Origin of the sequence: Mycobacterium parmense, assembly GCF_010730575.1 — a bacterium.
Taxonomy (GTDB): domain Bacteria; phylum Actinomycetota; class Actinomycetes; order Mycobacteriales; family Mycobacteriaceae; genus Mycobacterium; species Mycobacterium parmense.
Map to the genome: position 1 here is coordinate 2,392,265 of NZ_AP022614.1, position 17,277 is coordinate 2,409,541.

A 17,277-nucleotide genomic window follows, 5' to 3' on the forward strand; every position below is an offset into this window, starting at 1 on the left:
GGTCGGTGGCGGGGGTGGCCGAGGGTGCGCCAAGCCGGGTGCCGGCGTCGTCAGCGCGCCGAGAACTCCCGCAGTCGAGCGGCCAGCGCCACCGGTACGCGCGCCTGGATGCGGGTGCCGGCGGCGTTGTGCTCCTCCTGCTGGACACGGCCGTCGGCGTGCAGCCGCGCCACCAGATCGCCCCGGTGGTAGGGGATCACGACGTCGACGGCGGTATCCGAGGGGACGGCGAGCTCGGCCATCCGCCCCCGCAGGGTGTCGATGCCGTCGCCCGTCCGCGCCGAGACGAACACCGCCCCCGGCAGCTCGTGGCGCAACTTGGCCAGCATCAGGTCGCTGGCGGCGTCGACCTTGTTCACCACCACCAGCTCGGCCGGCGGATCCGCGTGATGGTCGGCGACCGCGGCGAAAATCTCGGCGACCACCGCGCGGACCGCGCCGATCTGAGCCAGCGGGTTGACGTCGGAGCCGTCGACCACGTGCACCAGCAGGTCGGCGTCGACGACCTCCTCCAGCGTGGAGCGGAACGCCTCCACCAGCTGGGTGGGGAGGTGCCGGACGAACCCGACGGTGTCGGTGAGGACGGCCGGCCGGCCGTCGATGAGTTCGGCGCGCCGGGTGGTGGGTTCCAGCGTGGCGAACAGGGCGTTCTGCACCAGCACCCCCGCCCCGGTCAGGGCGTTGAGCAGGCTGGACTTGCCGGCATTCGTGTAGCCGACGATGGCGATCGACGGGACGTCGCTGTGCCGGCGGCGGCTGCGCTGGGTGTCGCGGACCTGTTTCATCTCGCGAATCTCGCGGCGCAGCTTGGACATGCGTTCGCGGATGCGACGCCGGTCGGTTTCGATCTTGGTCTCACCGGGACCGCGCAGGCCCACTCCCCCGCCGCTGCCGCCCGCGCGGCCACCGGCCTGCCGCGACATCGACTCACCCCAGCCGCGCAGCCGCGGCAGCATGTACTCCATCTGGGCCAGCGACACCTGCGCCTTGCCCTCCCTGCTGGTGGCGTGCTGGGCGAAAATGTCGAGGATCAGCGCGGTGCGGTCGATGACCTTGACCTTCACGGCCTTCTCCAGCGCGGTCAGCTGCGCCGGGGACAGTTCACCGTCACAGATGACGGTGTCGGCGCCGGTCGCCAGCACCACCTCGCGCAGCTCCCGGGCTTTGCCGGAGCCGATGTAGGTCGACGGGTCGGGCTTGTCGCGACGCTGGATCAGTCCTTCGAGGACCTGCGAGCCCGCGGTCTCGGCCAGGGCCGCCAGCTCGGCCATGCTGGCCTGGCTGTCGGCGGCGCTGCCGTCGGTCCACACGCCCACCAGGACCACCCGCTCCAGCCGCAGCTGGCGGTATTCGACCTCGGATACGTCGGCGAGTTCGGTGGACAGACCGGCGACACGGCGCAGCGCCGAGCGGTCTTCGAGGGCGAGTTCGCCCGTGCTGGGCTCCGCGTGACGGGGAGCGCTGTCAGAGAATTCTGGGTGTGTCATAGGCAATAACAAATGATGCACGCACAACCTGCGTCGCGCACCGCATTTAGCGCTCCTGTGCCAGCCACCATTCCCCACTGACCTCGCCGCGGGCCACCAGGACCGACGGGCCGCGCAGGAAGCTGGTGGCATTGGTGATCGTGACGACGACCTCGCCGCCGGGCACGCGGACGGTCAGCGTGCCGGTGCCCGCCAGGGCGGCGGCCGCGGCCGCGACCGTCCCGGTTCCGCAGGACCGGGTTTCGCCCACCCCGCGCTCGTGGACCCGCATCGTCACCACCCCGCCCGACGGCGCCGTGAGGACTTCGACGTTGACCCCGTCGGGGAACTGGGCGGGGTCGTAGCTCACCGGCGCCGCCACGTCCAGCGCCGCGAGCGCGTCGGCGGTCAGGCCGGGGTCCACGCACGCCAGGTGCGGATTGCCCACGTCCACGGCCAGACCGGCGAACCGCCGGCCGCCGACGACCGCCTCGCCCGGGCCCAGCACGTTGACCTTGCCCATGTCGACGGTGACGTCGGCGTTGGTGGCGTCGACGCGGTGCACGGTGACCGGCCGCGGACCCGCCAGCGATCCGACGACGAACTCCTCGCGGGTTTCCAGGCCGCTGGCCCGCAGATAGTGGGCGAAGACCCGCACGCCATTGCCGCACATCTGGGCCGGCGAACCGTCGGCGTTGCGGTAGTCCATGTACCAGTCGCCGGCCTGGACCCCGTCGGGCAGGCGGTCTAGCACGCCGGCCGCCACGACCGCCCCGGCGGTGGTCACCCGCAGCACGCCGTCGGCGCCCAGCCCGCGGCGGCGGTCGCAGAGCGCGGCCACGCGCGCGGCGGTCAGGCTCAGCTCGGCCCGCGCGTCGGGCAGCAGCACGAAGTCGTTCTCGGTGCCGTGGCCCTTCGAGAAGATCATGCGAACATCACCAGCTCAGGGTACGTGCCGCCACACCCGCACGGCGTCGTCGACGAGGCGGTCCCCCTGCTCCGCGTCCAGCCACCGCACCCGGTGGTCCCGGCGAAACCATGACCGCTGCCGGCGCACGTAGCGCCGGGTCCCGACGAACGTCTGCTCCCGGGCCTCGCGCAGCGCCTCGTCGCCACCGCCGGCGTCGAGGGCCGTGATCACCTGGGCGTAGCCCAAGGCGCGCGAGGCGGTGACCCCGTCGCGCAGTCCCTCGTCGAGCAGGGCCCGCACCTCGTCGACCAGGCCCTGCTCGAACATCGCGTCCGTGCGCCGGGCCAGCCGTTCGTCGAGCACCGCGGTGTCGCAGTCCAGCCCGACGATCGCGGCACCCCACCGCGGGGCGCCGATTCTCGGGGCGGACGCGGAGAAGGGCCGGCCGGTCAGCTCGACCACTTCGAGCGCCCGCACGGTGCGGCGGCCGTCGGTGGGCAGGATCGCGGCGGCCGCGGCGGGGTCACGACGGGCCAGTTCGGCGTGCAGGCCGCCGACTCCGACCTCGGCCAGCCGCTGCTCCCAGCGGGCACGGACAGCGGGGTCGGTCGCGGGAAACGACCACCCATCGAGCAGCGACTGGATGTAGAGCATGGAGCCGCCCACGATGATGGGCACCGCACCGCGCGCCGCGATCGCGTCCACGTCGGCGCCGGCGGCGTCCTGGTAGCGGGCGACGGTCGCCGTTTCGGTGACGCCCAGGACGTCGAGCTGGTGGTGGGGGATGCCGCGGCGCGCACCGACGGGCAGCTTCGCGGTGCCGATGTCCATCCCGCGGTACTGCTGCATGGCGTCGGCGTTGACGATCTCGGCGCCGGTCTGCGCGCTCAGCCGCTCGGCCACCTCGAGCGCCAGCTGCGACTTGCCCGTACCGGTCGGGCCGATGACCGCCAGCGGCCTCATGGCTGCCAGGCGCCGGCGAAGTAGCCCACGCCGTACGGCGCGCCCGTGTAGAGCTCCTTGGCCGACCGCGGACCCGGCTGGGCCAGGCCGGCCAGCACGCCGAAAGCCACCCGGCCCAGGATCGGCCGCGGCAACCGGGCGAGGGCGCCGGCGTCGCCGTTGGCCAGCGCGTCGTCGAGGGCCCGCTGCGCGCCGGCGTTGGCGGGGTCGAACCCGCCGGGGGCGGCCGGCGTCAGGGTATTCGCGCCGTCGGCGACCACCAGCACGCCCACCGGCTCCGGCGTCCGGTCGAGCTCGGCGCGCAGCCCCCTACCGGTCGCGAGCGCGTCGGCGGCGTCGTGGTCCTGGTGATAGACGCGGACCTGCGCGGTCGCCTCGGGCTGAGCCTGGCCCCGCAGCCAGGCGCCGACCAACGCGCACAGCGGCAGGTCGCACGGGGTCGAGGCGTCCGGGGAAAGTCCGACCCGCACGTCGGCGCCGAAACCCGCGAAGGTGCCGGCAGCTTCGGGACCCAGGACGTCGTCCGCCGGGCCGGTCCCGACGACGACCCAGCGGGCCGGCAACAGGGCGGCCGCGGCGAGGACCGCCGCCGTCAGGTCGGCCAGCTCAGCGGCAGCCACCCCGGCGAGCTCGGGGACGAGCACGGGGGCCGACGGGACGATCGCGATGGCGCTGAGCACGCCACCAAACTAACGGGTCGCCGTCAGGGATGGTCCGCCACGACGATGGCGGCGGGGTCGAGCTGTTCGCGCGCGGGAAAGTGCGGCCCCTGCGCGCGGCGCGGCACCCCCGCACCGTCGCGCCCGGTCTGGGCGACCATCGTCGCCGCCTCGCCGCGGGCCAGGGCGACCGTGGCCACGATCACCACCGACACCGCCGCGACCAGCACGAACGCCCGTGGGCCGGTCGCGTGCAGCGACTCGCCGAGCACCAGCACGCCCAGCAGGCCCGCCACCACGGGCTTCGCCACGGTCATCGTCGGCATCGACGCCGTCAGCGCACCGGCGCGGAAAGCCGACTGCTGGAAGATCATTCCGGCCAGCGCCACCGCCAGCCAGGGGAAGAACTCGGGCGCGGTCAACACACCCATCAGGCTGTGCTCGCTGAGCTCGACGATCCCCTTGGTGAGCACAGCGAACAGGGCCAGCGACGAACCCGCGACCACGGCCAGCAGCGCGGCCGCGAACGGCTTGCCCGACCACTTGTGCGCCGCCAGGACGCACGACACCAGCAGCGGCACCAGCACCACCGCGACGATCAGCCACGTCTGCCACGACGCTCGCTGCTGTCCCTCGGCCGGGTCGCCCACGCTGATCACCACCGCGAGGGCGCCGGCCAGCACGACCGCCCACAGCCACTCCCACCGGCTGACCTTGTGGTCGGCCAGACGCGCATAGATCGGCAGGGCGAACAGCAGGGCCGTCACCTGCAGCGCCGTCACCAGCACCACCGAACCCCAGGCCAGCGCGGCGGCCTGCAGGCTGTAGTTGACGACGGCGGCCAGGCCGCCGAGCCACCAGCGGGCGTCCCGCAACGACATGCGGAACAGTTCCAGGTGGCCGACCTCCTTCTCCGTGATTTCCTGGGCGGAGCGCTGCCGGATCACGTCCCCGACCGCTGACGCCAAAGCCGCACACAACGCGAGCAACGCCGCGACATCAACTTTGGACATGACAGACCCCTCACGAGTTTTCGGTCGAGCGTTCCCCGGCGGAGCAGTAAATACACGCGGTGTTTGCGACCAGTTCACCGACAACTGTATGACGTCGCGCACCTGCGTGGAGCCTCGGGAGGTAACCCTTTGATTAGTACTTCGCCAACCTTTGTCACGGCTGTGGCAACGCTAGGAGACCCGCATGGACGGCTGTGTGCCGCTCGGCAGCAGGGGACCGGCCGGGTCGGCGCCGCCGCCGGCGACATTGGCGTTCATGGACGTGGCCTCGCCGCGGGCCAGGGCCATCGTCGCGACCACGACCACGCCGACCGCGATCACCAGAGCAACCAGTTCGGGGCCGTCGGCGTCGAGGGTCTCCCCCAGCACGGTGACCCCCAGCACCGACGCCACCAGGGGCTCGGCCACCGTCATCGTCGGCAACGACGCGGTGAGCGCGCTGGCCCGGAACGCCGACTGCTGGAAAACGGTCCCGATCGCCGCCACCAGCACCCAGCCGTACAGTTCCGGCGTGCGCAGCAGGGCCGCCGGGCCGTCGGGCAGCACCTCGACGATGGCCTTGGTGAGCACCGCGAACAAAGCCCACGACGACGCCGAGACCAGCGCCAGGAGCACCGCGGCCACGGCACCCGACCACAACCGCGCGCCGACCACGCAGAACACCATCGCCGGTCCCATGACCAGGGCCACGATCGCCCAGGAGTCCAGCGAGGCCCGCTGGTACCCGGCGGCCGGCTCACCCACCGCGACGAACACCGCCACGGCGGCGGCCAGCAGCACCGCCCATAGCCACTCGCTGCGCGTCAGCCCCTGCTTGGTCAGCCACGCGTAGACCGGCAGGGCAAACAGGAGAGCCGTCACCTGCAGCGCCTGCACCAGGACCACCGATCCCAGGCCCAGCGCCACCGCCTGCAGCGCGAAGCTCGCGACCGCCGCGCCGCCGCCCAGCCACCACCTCAGGTCGCGCAGCGACATGCGCAGCAGCTCGACGTGGCCCACCTGTTGGTCGGTGATCTCCTGCGCGGACCGTTGCCGGATCACGTCCCCGACACCCGAAATCAACGCGGCGATCAGCGCAAGCAGCGCCGCGACATCCACCTTCGCTATGACGACCTCCCCAGCGACACGCGGCCAAAGCCGCCGCGGCCACCGCCGTCGAAAGACTCGCGCGGTGGGCGATAGCCACGACGGTACCTGCCCGCACGGCGACCTCCGCCGTGGCGCGCGGAAGGCTCCGGGGCGGCGCCCGAATGCCCTCGAGTGGCCCCGAGTGCCCCCGAGCGCCTAAGCCGTCTGCCGAACCGTGCCGCGACGCGTCGCGCCCACCCGCTTGCTCGTCGCGACCGCGTCGCCGCGCGCCAGCTCGACGGTGGCGGCCGTCATCACCAGCGCAGAGATTGCCAGGGCGATCATGCCGACGTGGCCGGTGTTCAGCGTCTCGCCAAGGACCGCCACTCCCAGCAAAGCCGCCACGACCGGCTGGGACACCTCGAGCGTCGGCATCGAAGCGGTCAGCGCGCCGGCCCGAAAGGCCGACTGCTCCCAGGCGAAGCCGCCGAGCGCGACCAGGACCCAGGCATACAGTTCGGGTGCGCCCAGCGCCGCCCAGCCGCCGTCGGCGATCCGGTGGACGGCGGGCTTGGTGAGCGCCGCGAACACCCCCCACAGCGAGCCGGACACGAAAGCGAGCAGCACCGCCCCAAGTGTCCCGCCGAAGACCCGGGCGCCGACGACGCAGGCGGCCAGCAGCGGCGCGGCTATCGCCAAGACGACGGCCCAGGTGCGCAGCGACGGGTCGGATTGACCGGCCCGCGGGTTGCCGACGGTGACGATCACGGTGACCGCCGCGGTGAGCAGCAACCCCCAAAACCACTCCCGGCCCGTCACGGCCCGGTGGGCCAGCCGGGCGCTGATCGGCAACGCGAACAGCAGCGACAGGACCAGCAGCGCCTGCACCAGCAGCACCGAACCCTGGGCCAGCGCGGCCACCTGCAGGCCGATGCTCACGATCAGCAGCAGCGCGCCGTACCGCCACCGCCGGTTGCCCAGCAACGACCGGTACAGGTCGACCTGACCAGCCGTCGGCCGGGTCATGCGGTGGGTCGCGCGTTGCTGCAGCACGTCGCCGACAGCGACGCACAGCGCCGAGGCCAGCGCGAGCAGGGCGGCGATCTCCGCCTTCGGCATGAGTCTTCTCTCCGTGGGTGTCGGCAGGGACCAGTGATACCCCGTAAGGATGCACCGACTCGTGGCGTGCCCGCCCACTGGATAACGCGGCGGGGCGTCCGTAACGTCAAGCTGCTTGAATACTCGTAAGCACCTGCTGGGCGGTCCTCGATGTCGTCGATGTCCGCGGCCGGGTGTGGCCAGACGGTGCCGCCTCGCGCGGCAGGTGCGCGGCGCACGGACCGCGCGAAAGGGTGGTGACGACGCATGACAGGTGACCAGCCCGGCGGCGAAGATTCGGCCGGGCGGGTGCCGGCCCCGGCACCCGGTCCCGTCCCGGGGCCGCGGCCGGGACCCCGTCCCGGACCCCGGCCGACACCGCGACCCGTCGCCCACCCCGTGGCCGTGGCTTCGTCCAGCGACCCGCGCCGGTTCGGCCGCGTGGACGACGACGGGACGGTCTGGCTGATCAGCTCGGCCGGCGAGCGCATCGTCGGCTCCTGGCAGGCCGGCGACCGCGAAGCCGCGTTCGCCCACTTCGGCCGCCGTTTCGACGACCTGTGCACCGAGGTGACGCTCATGGAGGAGCGGCTGGCGTCGGGTTCCGGTGACCCCCGTAAGACCAGGGCCCAGGCCTGCGCGCTGGCCGAGACGTTGCCGACGGCCACCGTGCTCGGCGACGTCGACGCGGTCGCCGCCCGGCTGGCCCGCCTGGTCGAGCAGGCCGACGCCGCCGTCGCGGCCGAACGCTCCCGGCGCGACGAGCACCGAGCCACCCAGACCGCCCGCAAGGAGGCGTTGGCGGCCGAGGCCGAGGACCTGGCCGCCAACTCCACGCAGTGGAAGGTCGCGGGCGACCGGATGCGCGCGATCCTCGACGAGTGGAAGACGATCAGCGGGCTGGACCGCAAGGTCGACGACGCGCTGTGGAAGCGCTACTCCGCGGCCCGCGACGCCTTCAACCGGCGGCGGGGTTCGCACTTCGCCGAACTGGACCGCGAACGCACCGGGATCCGCCAGGCGAAGGAACAGCTGTGCGAACGGGCCGAGGAGCTGTCCGGTTCGACGGACTGGACCGCGACCAGCGCCGAGTTCCGCAAACTGCTCACCGAGTGGAAGGCGGTGGGGCGGGCGAGCAAAGAGGTCGACGACGCGCTGTGGCGCCGCTTCAAGGCCGCGCAGGACGCGTTCTTCTCCGCCCGCAACGCGGTGTCGGCGGAGAAGGACGCCGAGTTCCGCGCCAACGCCACCGCCAAAGAGGCGCTGCTGGCCGAGGCCGAGAGGCTCGACACCGGCAACCACGAGGCCGCCCGGGCCGCTTTGCGCGCCATCGTCGACAAGTGGGATGCGATCGGTAAGGTGCCCCGGGAGCGCAGCGCCGAGCTGGAGCGCCGGTTGCGTGCGGTCGAGAAGAAGGTGCGCGACGCCGGCGAGGTCGGCTGGTCGGATCCCCAGGCGCAGGCCCGCGCCGAGCAGTTCCGCACCCGCGCCGAGCAGTACGAGCAGCAGGCGGCGAAGGCGGCCGCGGCGGGCCGCACCCGCGAGGCCGAAGAGGCCAGGGCCAACGCCGACCAGTGGCGGCAGTGGGCGCAGGCCGCGGCGGAGGCGTTGCGGCGCTAGGGGTTCGGGGGCGCGTCGCGGTCTTGGGCGTCGCCGCCGGACGCCTCCGGGTCGTCGATGCTGTCCAGCAGGGACTTGGACTGGTGCTCGCGGACCAGCCGGCGACGCTGCTCCTCGGCGGCGAGTTGCACGATGGTGCGCGACCACACCACGCGCGCCCACTGGTATGCGAGGACGACCACCGCTATCCACGCCACGATCAGCCCGGCGCCCGGCCCCGGGTGCCCGGCGGCGACGGTCTGGCGCGACCAGACGGCCAACAGCCCGACGGCGCTGGCGAGCGCGGAACCCGCCAGGGCGGTCCAGGCCAGCGCCCAGCGCCGCGTCAGCAACGCCAGCATCGAGAAGCCGACGCCGAACACCAGCGCCAGCCAGGCGAAGGCCCGGTGCGGCAGGGCCACCGCGGCCTTGCCGGCGCCGTGGCTGCTGAACAGGACGTCCCAGCCCCGCACCGCGCCGGTGTGCGGCAGGATGAACGATCCGAGCAGCACAAAAACCACGATCGAGATCACGAAAAGCCGTGGGCCGGGCTCGATTCCACGTGCAACCCGGCGCTCGGCGGCCTCGATCTCGCTGCGCAGCGCGTCCATGTCCGTCTGATTCGTCTGCTTTTTCATGAGGCACATCCAAAGGAGTCGGCCGGGCCGGCGGGCGGCCCGACAGCGGGTAGGCCAAGGCCGATGCTGCGGGGGCGCCGCCCGGCGGCGTGCGCGTCGCCCGCCCTTGTGCGGCGGTGGGTCAGCACGCCGCCGTCGGCGATCAGGTGGTGGGGGGCGGCCTGGCTGACGGCCACCGTGACGATGTCGCCGGGGCGTACGCCGTCGTCGGCGCTGAAGTGCACCAGCCGGCCGTCGCGCGCCCGCCCGGTCATGCGTTCGGTGCGGGCGTCCTTGCGTCCCTCGCCGCTGGCGACCAGCAATTCGACGGTCTGCCCGACCAGCGCGCGGTTGCCGTCCAGCGAGATCCGGTCCTGCAGTTCGACAAGCCGCTCGTAACGCTCCTGCACCACCGGTTTGGGCAGCTGGCCGTCGAGTTCGGCGGCCGGGGTGCCGGGACGCTTGGAGTACTGGAAGGTGAAGGCCGCCGCGAACCGGGCCTGCCGCACCACGTCCAGTGTGGCCGCGAAGTCCTCCTCGGTCTCGCCGGGGAATCCGACGATCAGGTCGGTGGTGATGGCGGCGTGCGGCATGGCGGCCCGGACGCGGTCGATGATGCCGAGGTAGCGCTCGGCTCGGTAGGAGCGCCGCATCGCGCGCAGGATCCGGTCGGAGCCCGACTGCAGCGGCATGTGCAGCGCGGGGCACACGTTCGGCGTCTCGGCCATCGCCTCGATGACGTCGTCGGTGAACTCGGCCGGGTGCGGCGAGGTGAACCGCACCCGCTCCAGGCCGTCGATTTCCCCGCACGAGCGCAGCAGCGCGGCGAACGCACCGCGGTCGCGGCCCAACGACGGGTCGGCGAAGGACACCCCGTAGGCGTTGACGTTCTGGCCCAGCAGCGTGATCTCGAGCACGCCGTCGTCCACCAGCGAGCGCACCTCGGCCAGGATGTCGGCCGGGGCGCGGTCGACCTCCTTGCCCCGCAGGGAGGGGACGATGCAGAAGGTACAGCTGTTGTTGCACCCGACCGAGATGGAAACCCAGGCGGCGTAGGCGGATTCGCGCGCGGTGGGCAGCGATGACGGGAATTCCTGCAGCGCCTCGGCGATCTCCACCTGCGCGACCCGGTTGTGGCGGGCGCGGTCGAGCAGCGTGGGCAGCGACCCGATGTTGTGGGTGCCGAAGACGACGTCGACCCACGGCGCCTTGTGCAGCAGCGCGTCGCGGTCCTTCTGAGCCAGGCATCCGCCGACCGCGATCTGCATGTCGGGGTTGCCGCGCTTGCGGGGAGCAAGATGGCTGAGGTTGCCGTAGAGCTTGTTGTCGGCGTTCTCGCGGACGGCGCAGGTGTTGAACACCACCACGTCGGCGTCGGCACCCTCGGCCGCCCGCAGATAGCCGGCCGCCTCCAGCAGCCCCGCCAACCGCTCGGAATCGTGCACGTTCATCTGGCAGCCGTAGGTGCGGACCTGGTAGGTCCGCGCTGCAGCCAATGAAGTCACGGGGCCATGGTACGGGCTACACGCGACGGCGTTCCCGCTCGGCGGCCAGCTCGGCGAGAACCACGTCGCACGCCAGATGCTGGCTGTACCCCCGTCGCGCCAGCAGTCCGACCAGGCGGCGGCTCAGCCGCGCGTCGTCGCCGCCGTCGGAGCCGAGGGTCTCCCGGCGCAGCTTGGCCCGGACCAGCTCCTCGGCCCGGTCCCGCTCGGCCCCGGCGTCGATTCCCGCCAGTGCGGCGGTGATCACGTCGTTGTCGACGCCCCTGGTGTGCAACTCCGCGGCCAGCGCACGCCTGCTCTTGCCGGCCCTGGCCCGCCGCGACCGCACCCATTGCTGAGCGAAGTCGGCGTCGTCCACCAGGCCGACGGCGGCCAGCCGGTCGAGCACCCGGTCGCTGACGTCCGCGGGGTAGCCGCGCTTGGCCAGCTTGCCCGAAAGCTCCGCCCGGGTGTGCGACCTCCCGGTGAGCAGGCGCAGGCACAGCGCCCGCGCCTGCTCCTCGCGGGAAGGCTCAGAAGTCGACGGGGGCGGGCAGGACGTCATCGTCGGTCACAACCGCGCCGATGCCGAGCTTTTCCTTGATCTTCTTTTCGATCTCGTTGGCCACGTCGGCGTTCTCCATCAGGAAGGTGCGGGCGTTCTCCTTGCCCTGGCCGAGCTGCTCGCCCTCGTAGGTGAACCAGGACCCCGACTTGCGGATGAAGCCCTGCTCCACCCCCATGTCGATCAGCGAGCCCTCCCGGCTGATGCCCTTGCCGTAGAGGATGTCGAATTCGGCCTGCTTGAAGGGCGGCGACACCTTGTTCTTGACGACCTTGACGCGGGTGCGGTTGCCGACCGCGTTGGTGCCGTCCTTGAGCGTCTCGATCCGGCGCACGTCCATGCGCACCGAGGCGTAGAACTTCAAAGCCTTTCCACCGGTGGTGGTTTCGGGGCTGCCGAACATCACCCCGATCTTCTCGCGGAGCTGGTTGATGAAGATCGCCGTGGTCCCCGAGTTGTTGAGCGCGCCGGTCATCTTGCGCAGCGCCTGGCTCATCAGCCGGGCCTGCAGCCCGACGTGACTGTCCCCCATCTCGCCCTCGAGCTCCGCGCGCGGCACCAGGGCCGCCACCGAGTCGATGACCAGGATGTCCAGCGCGCCGGACCGGATCAGCATGTCGGCGATCTCAAGGGCCTGCTCACCGGTGTCGGGCTGGCTGACCAGCAGGGAGTCGGTGTCGACTCCGAGCTTCTTGGCGTAGTCGGGGTCCAGGGCGTGCTCGGCGTCGATGAACGCCGCGACCCCGCCGGCGGCCTGCGCGTTGGCCACCGCGTGCAGCGCGACGGTGGTCTTACCCGAGGACTCCGGGCCGTAGATCTCCACGACCCGGCCGCGGGGCAGGCCGCCGATGCCCAGTGCCACGTCCAGCGCGATGGATCCGGTCGGGATGACCGAGATCGGCTGGCGCATCTCGTCGCCGAGGCGCATCACCGAGCCTTTGCCGTAGCTCTTCTCGATCTGGGCCATCGCCAGCTCGAGGGCCTTCTCGCGGTCGGGGGCTTGCGTCATGGTGTCTCTCCTATAGTCGGTGTGTTCTCATGACCGGGTTTCGGTCGGTTGGCCGTGACACTAGAGAGGGCCACCGACAAGTCGACATGTCCGAACGCTCACCACAGTAGACGAACACTTGTTCGATTCAAGCGGACACGCCAGGGACGACATGAACATCTCCGCGCAGCTGTCCGACGTCTCGTCCTACGGGGGCTTCTTCGCGCTGACCGTCGGCGGCGACGCGGCGGGGTGGCGCCCGGTCGGCCGGTGCTACGCCGACGGCTGCGCCGACCTGATCGACGCCACCCTCGCGCGCTACCGCACCACCGAGGCGCGAGTGGGCGCCTCGCTGGTCCAGCTCGGCCACGCCGCCCGGCTCTTCTCGCCCGTCCTCGCGTGCGTGCTGGCCCACGGCGTCATCCCGGACCTGGGCGGCCTGCAGCGCGCCGACGACGGGACGCAGCTACGGCTGCCCGAGCCCGTCGGGGAGCGCGTCGGCCCGGACTCGCCGCTGCCCGAGCTGGTGTACCGGGTCGTCGTGCGCGACCACATGGAGCCGCTCGCGACCGGGCTGAAAGTCAAAGTGGCGCCCGCACTGCTCTACGGCAACATCGCGTCGGCGCTCGTCGGCGCGTCGAATGCTCTGCTCTCGGCGCGGCCCGACCTGCGCCGGCCGATCACGAAGCTCACCGCCGGGCTGCTGGGCACCGGCGGCCTGGCCGGCTCCGGCGTGCTGCGCGAAGACGATCTGGCGTTGCGCAGGCGCAGCTGCTGCCTGTTCTACCGGGTTGCGGACGGAGCCACGTGCGCCGACTGCCCGCTCTGACGCGAAGGCGGGCTCACCACTGATCGCGGGGCACGTCGAAGTCGACGCACAGCGCCCGCCACACGTCGCGGGGGTCGACACCATCCTCGATCGCCTGCGCTGCGGTCCGATCGCCGAAGGCCGTCAGCACGTGGTCTACCAGCACCGACGCCCCGTAGGTGGCGCCGAAACGCAGGACCACCCGCTCGTTGAACTCCGTTAGCCGCACGCCAGCCAACATACCCAGCGGGCCGCTCAGCCCGCCAAAGCGAGCGCGTCGTGGCATACCTTCACCGGGTCGGCGACACCGGAGACGGCGGTGGCGGCCCTTTGCGCGGCCGCCCGGTAGCCCGGGGTCGACAGCACGTCGTTGACCGCGGCCACCAGCGCGTCGGCGGTCAGCGGGCGGATCAGCCGCCCGCTGCCCTGGCGCACCACCCGGTTGGCCATCTCCCACTGGTCCCCGCCGCCGGGGACCACCACCAGCGGCACCCCCGCCAGCAGCGTCTTGGCCACCATGCCGTGGCCGCCGCCGCAGACCACCACGTCGGCGTGGGTCAACAGCTCGGCCTGGCTGCCCAGCCCCACCACCGCCCACGGCCGCTCGGGCAGGGCCGCGCCGCCCAGCCGCGACACCACCAGCCGCGAGCCCGCCGGCAGCGTGTCTCCCGGCGTCAGACACCCCAGCGCGACCTCGGCCAGGCCCTCGGTCCCGGTCGACGCCGTCGACGGCGCCACCGCCACGACCGGGCCGGAGCCCGGCGGGATGTCCAGCACCCGCTCGGTCGGTTCGAAGTGCAGCGGACCGACGACGACGGCCTCCGCCGGCCAGTCCGGGCGCGGGACCTCGAGGGCGGGCAACGTCGCGATCAGCCGCCGCAACGGGCCGGGATCGACTGCCGGCAAACCGATTTCGGTCCGCACCGCCGCCCGCTGCCGCAGCCCGGCCCGCCAGGACCGGGCCGAGAGCGCGCGCATCGTGGCGTCGCGCAGCCTGCCGCGGACGCCGGTGCCCGGCGCCAGCCCGCTGCCGATCGGCGGCAGCCCCTTGGACGGCAGGTACAACGGGTGCGGGTTGAGCTCGATCCACGGGATGCCCAAGAGTTCGGCGGCCATGCCGCCGCCGGCGGTGATGACGTCGGACACCACCAGGTCGGGCGCCAGCGCATGCAGCGCCGGCACGTTGCGCACCGCCATCCGCGCCGCGCGCCGGTGGATCCGCGCCCCGGCGTCGAGATCCTCGTCGGTGGCCGCCAGACCGTCCAGCTCGACCGCGGCGATTCCGGCCGCGCGGGCGGCGCCGACCCACTCCTCGCCGGTGAACAGCGTGGGATCGTCGCCCGCTTCGGCGAAGCGCCGGCACAGCGCGATCGCGGGGAAGGAGTGGCCGGGATCGGGCCCGGCGACCACGGCGACGCGCATCCGAATCACCCTGCCACACCGGCTCGCCTACGCTGGCACTCATGACCGAGCTGACTGGTACGGCCGTCGCGAACACCCGCACGGTCGAGGGTTTCCTGAACGCCCTGCAGAACGCGGACTACGACGCCGCGGACGCCGCGCTGCACGACAACCTCGTCTACGAGAACGTCGGGTTGCCCACCATTCACGGCCGCGCCCGGGCGATGAAGCTCTTCCGGCGGATGGACGGGCGCGCCGCCTTCGAGGTGAAGATTCACCGCATCGCGGCCGACGGCGGGGCCGTGCTCACCGAACGCACCGACGCGCTGATCTTCGGCCCGCTGCGGCTGCAGTTCTGGGTGTGCGGCGTGTTCGAGGTGCACGACGGGCGAATCACGCTCTGGCGCGACTACTTCGACTTCTTCGACATGGTCAAGGCCACCGTCCGCGGCGTCGCGGCGCTGGCGCTGCCCTCGCTGCGAGCGACGTTCTAGCGGGCGACGCCGATGACCGACAAAGCACCCCGCACCCGGCCGAACGCCTTGCAGTTCGTCCGCTACTGCTGCGGCGGCCGGCTGCCCGACTCGATGCGGGACTGGGTGCGCAACGACCTGGCCGGCAAGGGCGCCACCCGCCGGATGATGATCCGCGTCGCGGTCCCGGCGGTGCTGGTGCTCGCCCCGTTCTGGCTCATCCCGACCACGCTCGACGTGCACCTGAGCATGACGCTGCCGATCCTCATCCCGTTCGTGTACTTCTCGCACGCCCTGAACAAGGTGTGGCGGCGGCACATGCTGCAGGTGCACGGCCTCGACCCCGAACTGGCCGACGAGCTCACCCGCAAGCGCGACGCCCACATCCACCAGGCGTACATCGAGCGCTACGGGCCCAGAACCGACGGGCCCGACGCGACCCGGCCGCAGAGCCGCGGCGAGTAGCTATCCGGCGCCGCGCAGCCCGCCCAGCTCGTCGAAGGCCTGCGCCCAACCCGCCAGCCGGTCGGTGGCTCCGGCCAGCTCCGCCCGGTACCGCTGGGCGGCGGGAGACACCTCACCAGTGGCGGCGGACACCAGATGCGCTGCGGCGGTGACCATTTCGTTGTACTGGCGGACGCCGGCGCTCAGCGCGGCGGTGAAGGCGTTGATGGTGGGCACCAGATACGACCGCGACGAGTCCGAATGCTGCGCCGCCCGCTCCATCGACACCACCTCGGCGGCGGTGGCCGCCATCGCCGCCGAGCTCTTGTTGGCGGCCGCGGTCAGGTCCTTGATCTCGGCGCTCGGCAGCAGGGCGCCCCGCTCCATCACGCCGAGCAACGAGAAGAATCCCCGCTCGGAAGCCCCCAGCGCGTACATCGCGGGGCGTGCCGCCGACCCGGGCGGCGGCATCCGGCGCCCGGCGGCGGGCCGGCAGGCCGGCAGCGGCTCCGAGCGCAACCAGCGGTAGCGCAGCAGCAACAGCGTCGCCGGGATGGCCATGACGGCGGCGACCGCGCCGGTGATCTCCAGCAGCAACGCGAACCAGCCCCAGGCCGCCAGCACCATCGTCACCAGCGCCCAGAACACGCACCCGGCGCTGAAGATCAGCCCCCACCGCAGCGCCCGGCGGCGGCGGCGCAGCATCCGGGCGCGGGGGTCCGCCGCCGCGCTGATCCTGCGTGCCAGCACCTCGGAGAGGTCGGCGGCGGTGTCGAGCCCTCGCTGCACCAGCGCGCGCCAGGGGCCGCGCTGCATCGAGTTCACCGCCATCGATTCCGCCGCGTTACTGCCCGAACGGCTTCTCGGCGACGGGTCCTCTGGTCTCGGCGGGCGTGGCGGGGCCGCTTGCGGGGTGGCGGGCGGGGTCCCGCCGGCCGGCAACGCCTCGCCGCGCATCGAGGCGCGGATCTGCTCCAGCCGCGAATGACCGGCCATCTGGACGCCGGCCTGTTCGACCTCGAGCATGCGGCCCTGCACGGAACCCTGGGCGAGTTCGGCCGCGCCGATCGCGTTGGCGTAGCGGCGCTCGATCTTGTCGCGGACCTCGTCGAGGCTGGGCGTGTTGCCGGGTGCGGCGATCTCGCTCATGGACCGCAGCGACGCGCTGACCTGCTCCTGCATCTTCGCCTGCTCGAGCTGGCTGAGCAGCTTGGTGCGCTCGGCGATCTTCTGCTGCAGCACCATGGCGTTCTGTTCGACCGCCTTCTTGGCCTGCGCCGCGGCCTGCAGCGCCTGGTCGTGCAAGGTCTTGAGGTCCTCGACGCCCTGCTCGGCGGTCACCAGCTGGGCCGCGAAGGCCTCGGCGGCGTTGTTGTACTCGGTGGCCTTGGCGGCGTCCCCCGCCGCGGTGGCCTGGTCGGCCAGCGTCAGCGCCTGACGCACGTTGACCTGCAGCTTCTCGATGTCGGCCAGCTGCCGGTTGAGGCGCATCTCCAGCTGGCGCTGGTTGCCGATGACCTGCGCGGCCTGCTGGGTGAGCGCCTGATGGGTGCGCTGCGCTTCCTCGATGGCCTGTTGGATCTGCACTTTGGGGTCGGCGTGCTCGTCGATCTTCGCGTTGAACAGCGCCATGAGGTACTTCCACGCTTTGACGAACGGATTGGCCATGGGATAGCTCCACCTTCGCTTCTCGTGCCGGACGAGCATTCAACGGGCCCGAC

18 protein-coding genes and 1 pseudogene are annotated in these 17,277 nt (G+C 72.3%); 4 read left to right on the forward strand and 15 right to left on the reverse strand.

The window, feature by feature from the left end; translation table 11 throughout:
- Positions 1-50: 50 nt before the first annotated feature.
- The 7 genes from hflX to G6N48_RS10760 all read right to left on the reverse strand — a co-directional run bounded on the left by hflX (position 51) and on the right by G6N48_RS10760 (position 7,198).
- Positions 51-1,487: a GTPase HflX gene (gene hflX / locus G6N48_RS10730; protein WP_085270978.1), complete on the reverse strand. Its 1,437-nt coding sequence runs from the start codon at positions 1,485-1,487 to the stop codon at positions 51-53.
- A 46-nt stretch (positions 1,488-1,533) separates the two neighbouring features.
- A complete protein-coding gene (gene dapF / locus G6N48_RS10735) occupies positions 1,534-2,394 on the reverse strand; it encodes a diaminopimelate epimerase (protein WP_085270979.1) in 861 nt (286 codons plus the stop codon).
- Positions 2,395-2,409: 15 nt separating this feature from the next.
- Positions 2,410-3,339, reverse strand: a complete 930-nt coding sequence (miaA, locus tag G6N48_RS10740) for a tRNA (adenosine(37)-N6)-dimethylallyltransferase MiaA (protein ID WP_085270980.1) — start codon at positions 3,337-3,339, stop codon at positions 2,410-2,412.
- Positions 3,336-4,019 carry a class III extradiol ring-cleavage dioxygenase family protein gene (locus tag G6N48_RS10745; protein WP_085270981.1) on the reverse strand — a complete coding sequence of 228 codons (684 nt, stop codon included), beginning with the start codon at positions 4,017-4,019 and terminating at the stop codon, positions 3,336-3,338. The genes miaA and G6N48_RS10745 overlap by 4 nt, the downstream gene beginning before the upstream one ends.
- 23 nt (positions 4,020-4,042) lie before the next feature.
- A complete protein-coding gene (locus G6N48_RS10750) occupies positions 4,043-5,011 on the reverse strand; it encodes a DMT family transporter (protein WP_085270982.1) in 969 nt (322 codons plus the stop codon).
- 171 nt (positions 5,012-5,182) lie between these two features.
- Positions 5,183-6,118 (reverse strand): DMT family transporter, encoded by a 936-nt coding sequence (locus G6N48_RS10755; RefSeq protein ID WP_085270983.1) that lies wholly within the window; start codon positions 6,116-6,118, stop codon positions 5,183-5,185.
- 177 nt (positions 6,119-6,295) lie between these two features.
- Positions 6,296-7,198 carry a DMT family transporter gene (locus tag G6N48_RS10760; RefSeq protein ID WP_085270984.1) on the reverse strand — a complete coding sequence of 301 codons (903 nt, stop codon included), beginning with the start codon at positions 7,196-7,198 and terminating at the stop codon, positions 6,296-6,298.
- 246 nt (positions 7,199-7,444) lie between these two features.
- Here G6N48_RS10760 and G6N48_RS10765 point away from each other — a divergent pair, with 246 nt between their 5' ends.
- Positions 7,445-8,797, forward strand: coding sequence for a DUF349 domain-containing protein (locus tag G6N48_RS10765; RefSeq protein WP_085270985.1), 1,353 nt, complete (start codon positions 7,445-7,447; stop codon positions 8,795-8,797).
- On the opposite strand, the gene G6N48_RS10770 is transcribed toward G6N48_RS10765, so the two are convergent.
- Genes G6N48_RS10770 through recA form a run of 4 tightly spaced genes read right to left on the reverse strand, consistent with a single transcriptional unit; the run spans position 8,794 to position 12,451 of the window.
- Positions 8,794-9,423 (reverse strand): Rv2732c family membrane protein, encoded by a 630-nt coding sequence (locus G6N48_RS10770; RefSeq protein WP_085270986.1) that lies wholly within the window; start codon positions 9,421-9,423, stop codon positions 8,794-8,796. The genes G6N48_RS10765 and G6N48_RS10770 overlap by 4 nt on opposite strands.
- Positions 9,411-10,898 (reverse strand): tRNA (N6-isopentenyl adenosine(37)-C2)-methylthiotransferase MiaB, encoded by a 1,488-nt coding sequence (gene miaB / locus G6N48_RS10775; RefSeq protein ID WP_264050179.1) that lies wholly within the window; start codon positions 10,896-10,898, stop codon positions 9,411-9,413. Before miaB ends, G6N48_RS10770 begins: the two co-directional genes overlap by 13 nt.
- A gap of 16 nt (positions 10,899-10,914) precedes the next feature.
- Positions 10,915-11,442 carry a recombination regulator RecX gene (recX, locus tag G6N48_RS10780; RefSeq protein WP_085270988.1) on the reverse strand — a complete coding sequence of 176 codons (528 nt, stop codon included), beginning with the start codon at positions 11,440-11,442 and terminating at the stop codon, positions 10,915-10,917.
- Positions 11,411-12,451 (reverse strand): recombinase RecA, encoded by a 1,041-nt coding sequence (recA, locus tag G6N48_RS10785; protein ID WP_085270989.1) that lies wholly within the window; start codon positions 12,449-12,451, stop codon positions 11,411-11,413. Before recA ends, recX begins: the two co-directional genes overlap by 32 nt.
- A 151-nt stretch (positions 12,452-12,602) precedes the next feature.
- On the opposite strand from recA, the gene G6N48_RS10790 reads away from it, so the two are divergent.
- Positions 12,603-13,259 carry a (2Fe-2S)-binding protein gene (locus tag G6N48_RS10790; RefSeq protein ID WP_085270990.1) on the forward strand — a complete coding sequence of 219 codons (657 nt, stop codon included), beginning with the start codon at positions 12,603-12,605 and terminating at the stop codon, positions 13,257-13,259.
- 13 nt (positions 13,260-13,272) lie between these two features.
- Here the strand turns inward: G6N48_RS10790 and G6N48_RS10795 are convergent, their stop codons facing one another.
- Positions 13,273-13,467, reverse strand: coding sequence for a DUF3046 domain-containing protein (locus G6N48_RS10795; protein ID WP_408632579.1), 195 nt, complete (start codon positions 13,465-13,467; stop codon positions 13,273-13,275).
- 26 nt (positions 13,468-13,493) lie between these two features.
- Complete coding sequence (locus tag G6N48_RS10800) at positions 13,494-14,660, reverse strand: glycosyltransferase (protein ID WP_085270992.1); 1,167 nt, start codon at positions 14,658-14,660, stop codon at positions 13,494-13,496.
- A gap of 41 nt (positions 14,661-14,701) precedes the next feature.
- Between G6N48_RS10800 and G6N48_RS10805 the strand changes: the two genes are divergently transcribed.
- Positions 14,702-15,133 (forward strand): limonene-1,2-epoxide hydrolase family protein, encoded by a 432-nt coding sequence (locus G6N48_RS10805; RefSeq protein WP_085270993.1) that lies wholly within the window; start codon positions 14,702-14,704, stop codon positions 15,131-15,133.
- Positions 15,134-15,145: 12 nt separating this feature from the next.
- On the forward strand, positions 15,146-15,577 hold the full coding sequence (locus G6N48_RS10810) for a DUF5313 domain-containing protein (protein WP_085270994.1): 432 nt from the start codon (positions 15,146-15,148) through the stop codon (positions 15,575-15,577).
- Here G6N48_RS10810 and pspM read toward each other — a convergent pair whose 3' ends face one another.
- Both pspM and pspA read right to left on the reverse strand, forming a co-directional pair.
- Complete coding sequence (gene pspM, locus G6N48_RS10815; protein ID WP_085270995.1) at positions 15,578-16,387, reverse strand: phage shock envelope stress response protein PspM; 810 nt, start codon at positions 16,385-16,387, stop codon at positions 15,578-15,580.
- Positions 16,388-16,400: 13 nt separating this feature from the next.
- A pseudogene (gene pspA, locus G6N48_RS10820) lies at positions 16,401-17,224 on the reverse strand (phage shock protein PspA).
- Positions 17,225-17,277: the final 53 nt, after the last annotated feature.

Bases quoted from the DNA above. Each gene is read 5' to 3' on its own strand.
- hflX (WP_085270978.1), bottom strand. From the start codon at position 1,487: ATGACACACCCAGAATTCTCTGACAGCGCTCCCCGTCACGCGGAGCCC.
- G6N48_RS10800 (WP_085270992.1), bottom strand. From the start codon at position 14,660: ATGCGCGTCGCCGTGGTCGCCGGGCCCGATCCCGGCCACTCCTTCCCC.
- dapF (WP_085270979.1), bottom strand. From the start codon at position 2,394: ATGATCTTCTCGAAGGGCCACGGCACCGAGAACGACTTCGTGCTGCTG.
- pspM (WP_085270995.1), bottom strand. From the start codon at position 16,387: ATGGCGGTGAACTCGATGCAGCGCGGCCCCTGGCGCGCGCTGGTGCAG.
- G6N48_RS10760 (WP_085270984.1), bottom strand. From the start codon at position 7,198: ATGCCGAAGGCGGAGATCGCCGCCCTGCTCGCGCTGGCCTCGGCGCTG.
- G6N48_RS10750 (WP_085270982.1), bottom strand. From the start codon at position 5,011: ATGTCCAAAGTTGATGTCGCGGCGTTGCTCGCGTTGTGTGCGGCTTTG.
- G6N48_RS10810 (WP_085270994.1), top strand. From the start codon at position 15,146: ATGACCGACAAAGCACCCCGCACCCGGCCGAACGCCTTGCAGTTCGTC.
- G6N48_RS10805 (WP_085270993.1), top strand. From the start codon at position 14,702: ATGACCGAGCTGACTGGTACGGCCGTCGCGAACACCCGCACGGTCGAG.
- G6N48_RS10765 (WP_085270985.1), top strand. From the start codon at position 7,445: ATGACAGGTGACCAGCCCGGCGGCGAAGATTCGGCCGGGCGGGTGCCG.
- G6N48_RS10770 (WP_085270986.1), bottom strand. From the start codon at position 9,423: ATGTGCCTCATGAAAAAGCAGACGAATCAGACGGACATGGACGCGCTG.
- recX (WP_085270988.1), bottom strand. From the start codon at position 11,442: ATGACGTCCTGCCCGCCCCCGTCGACTTCTGAGCCTTCCCGCGAGGAG.
- miaA (WP_085270980.1), bottom strand. From the start codon at position 3,339: ATGAGGCCGCTGGCGGTCATCGGCCCGACCGGTACGGGCAAGTCGCAG.
- G6N48_RS10790 (WP_085270990.1), top strand. From the start codon at position 12,603: ATGAACATCTCCGCGCAGCTGTCCGACGTCTCGTCCTACGGGGGCTTC.
- recA (WP_085270989.1), bottom strand. From the start codon at position 12,451: ATGACGCAAGCCCCCGACCGCGAGAAGGCCCTCGAGCTGGCGATGGCC.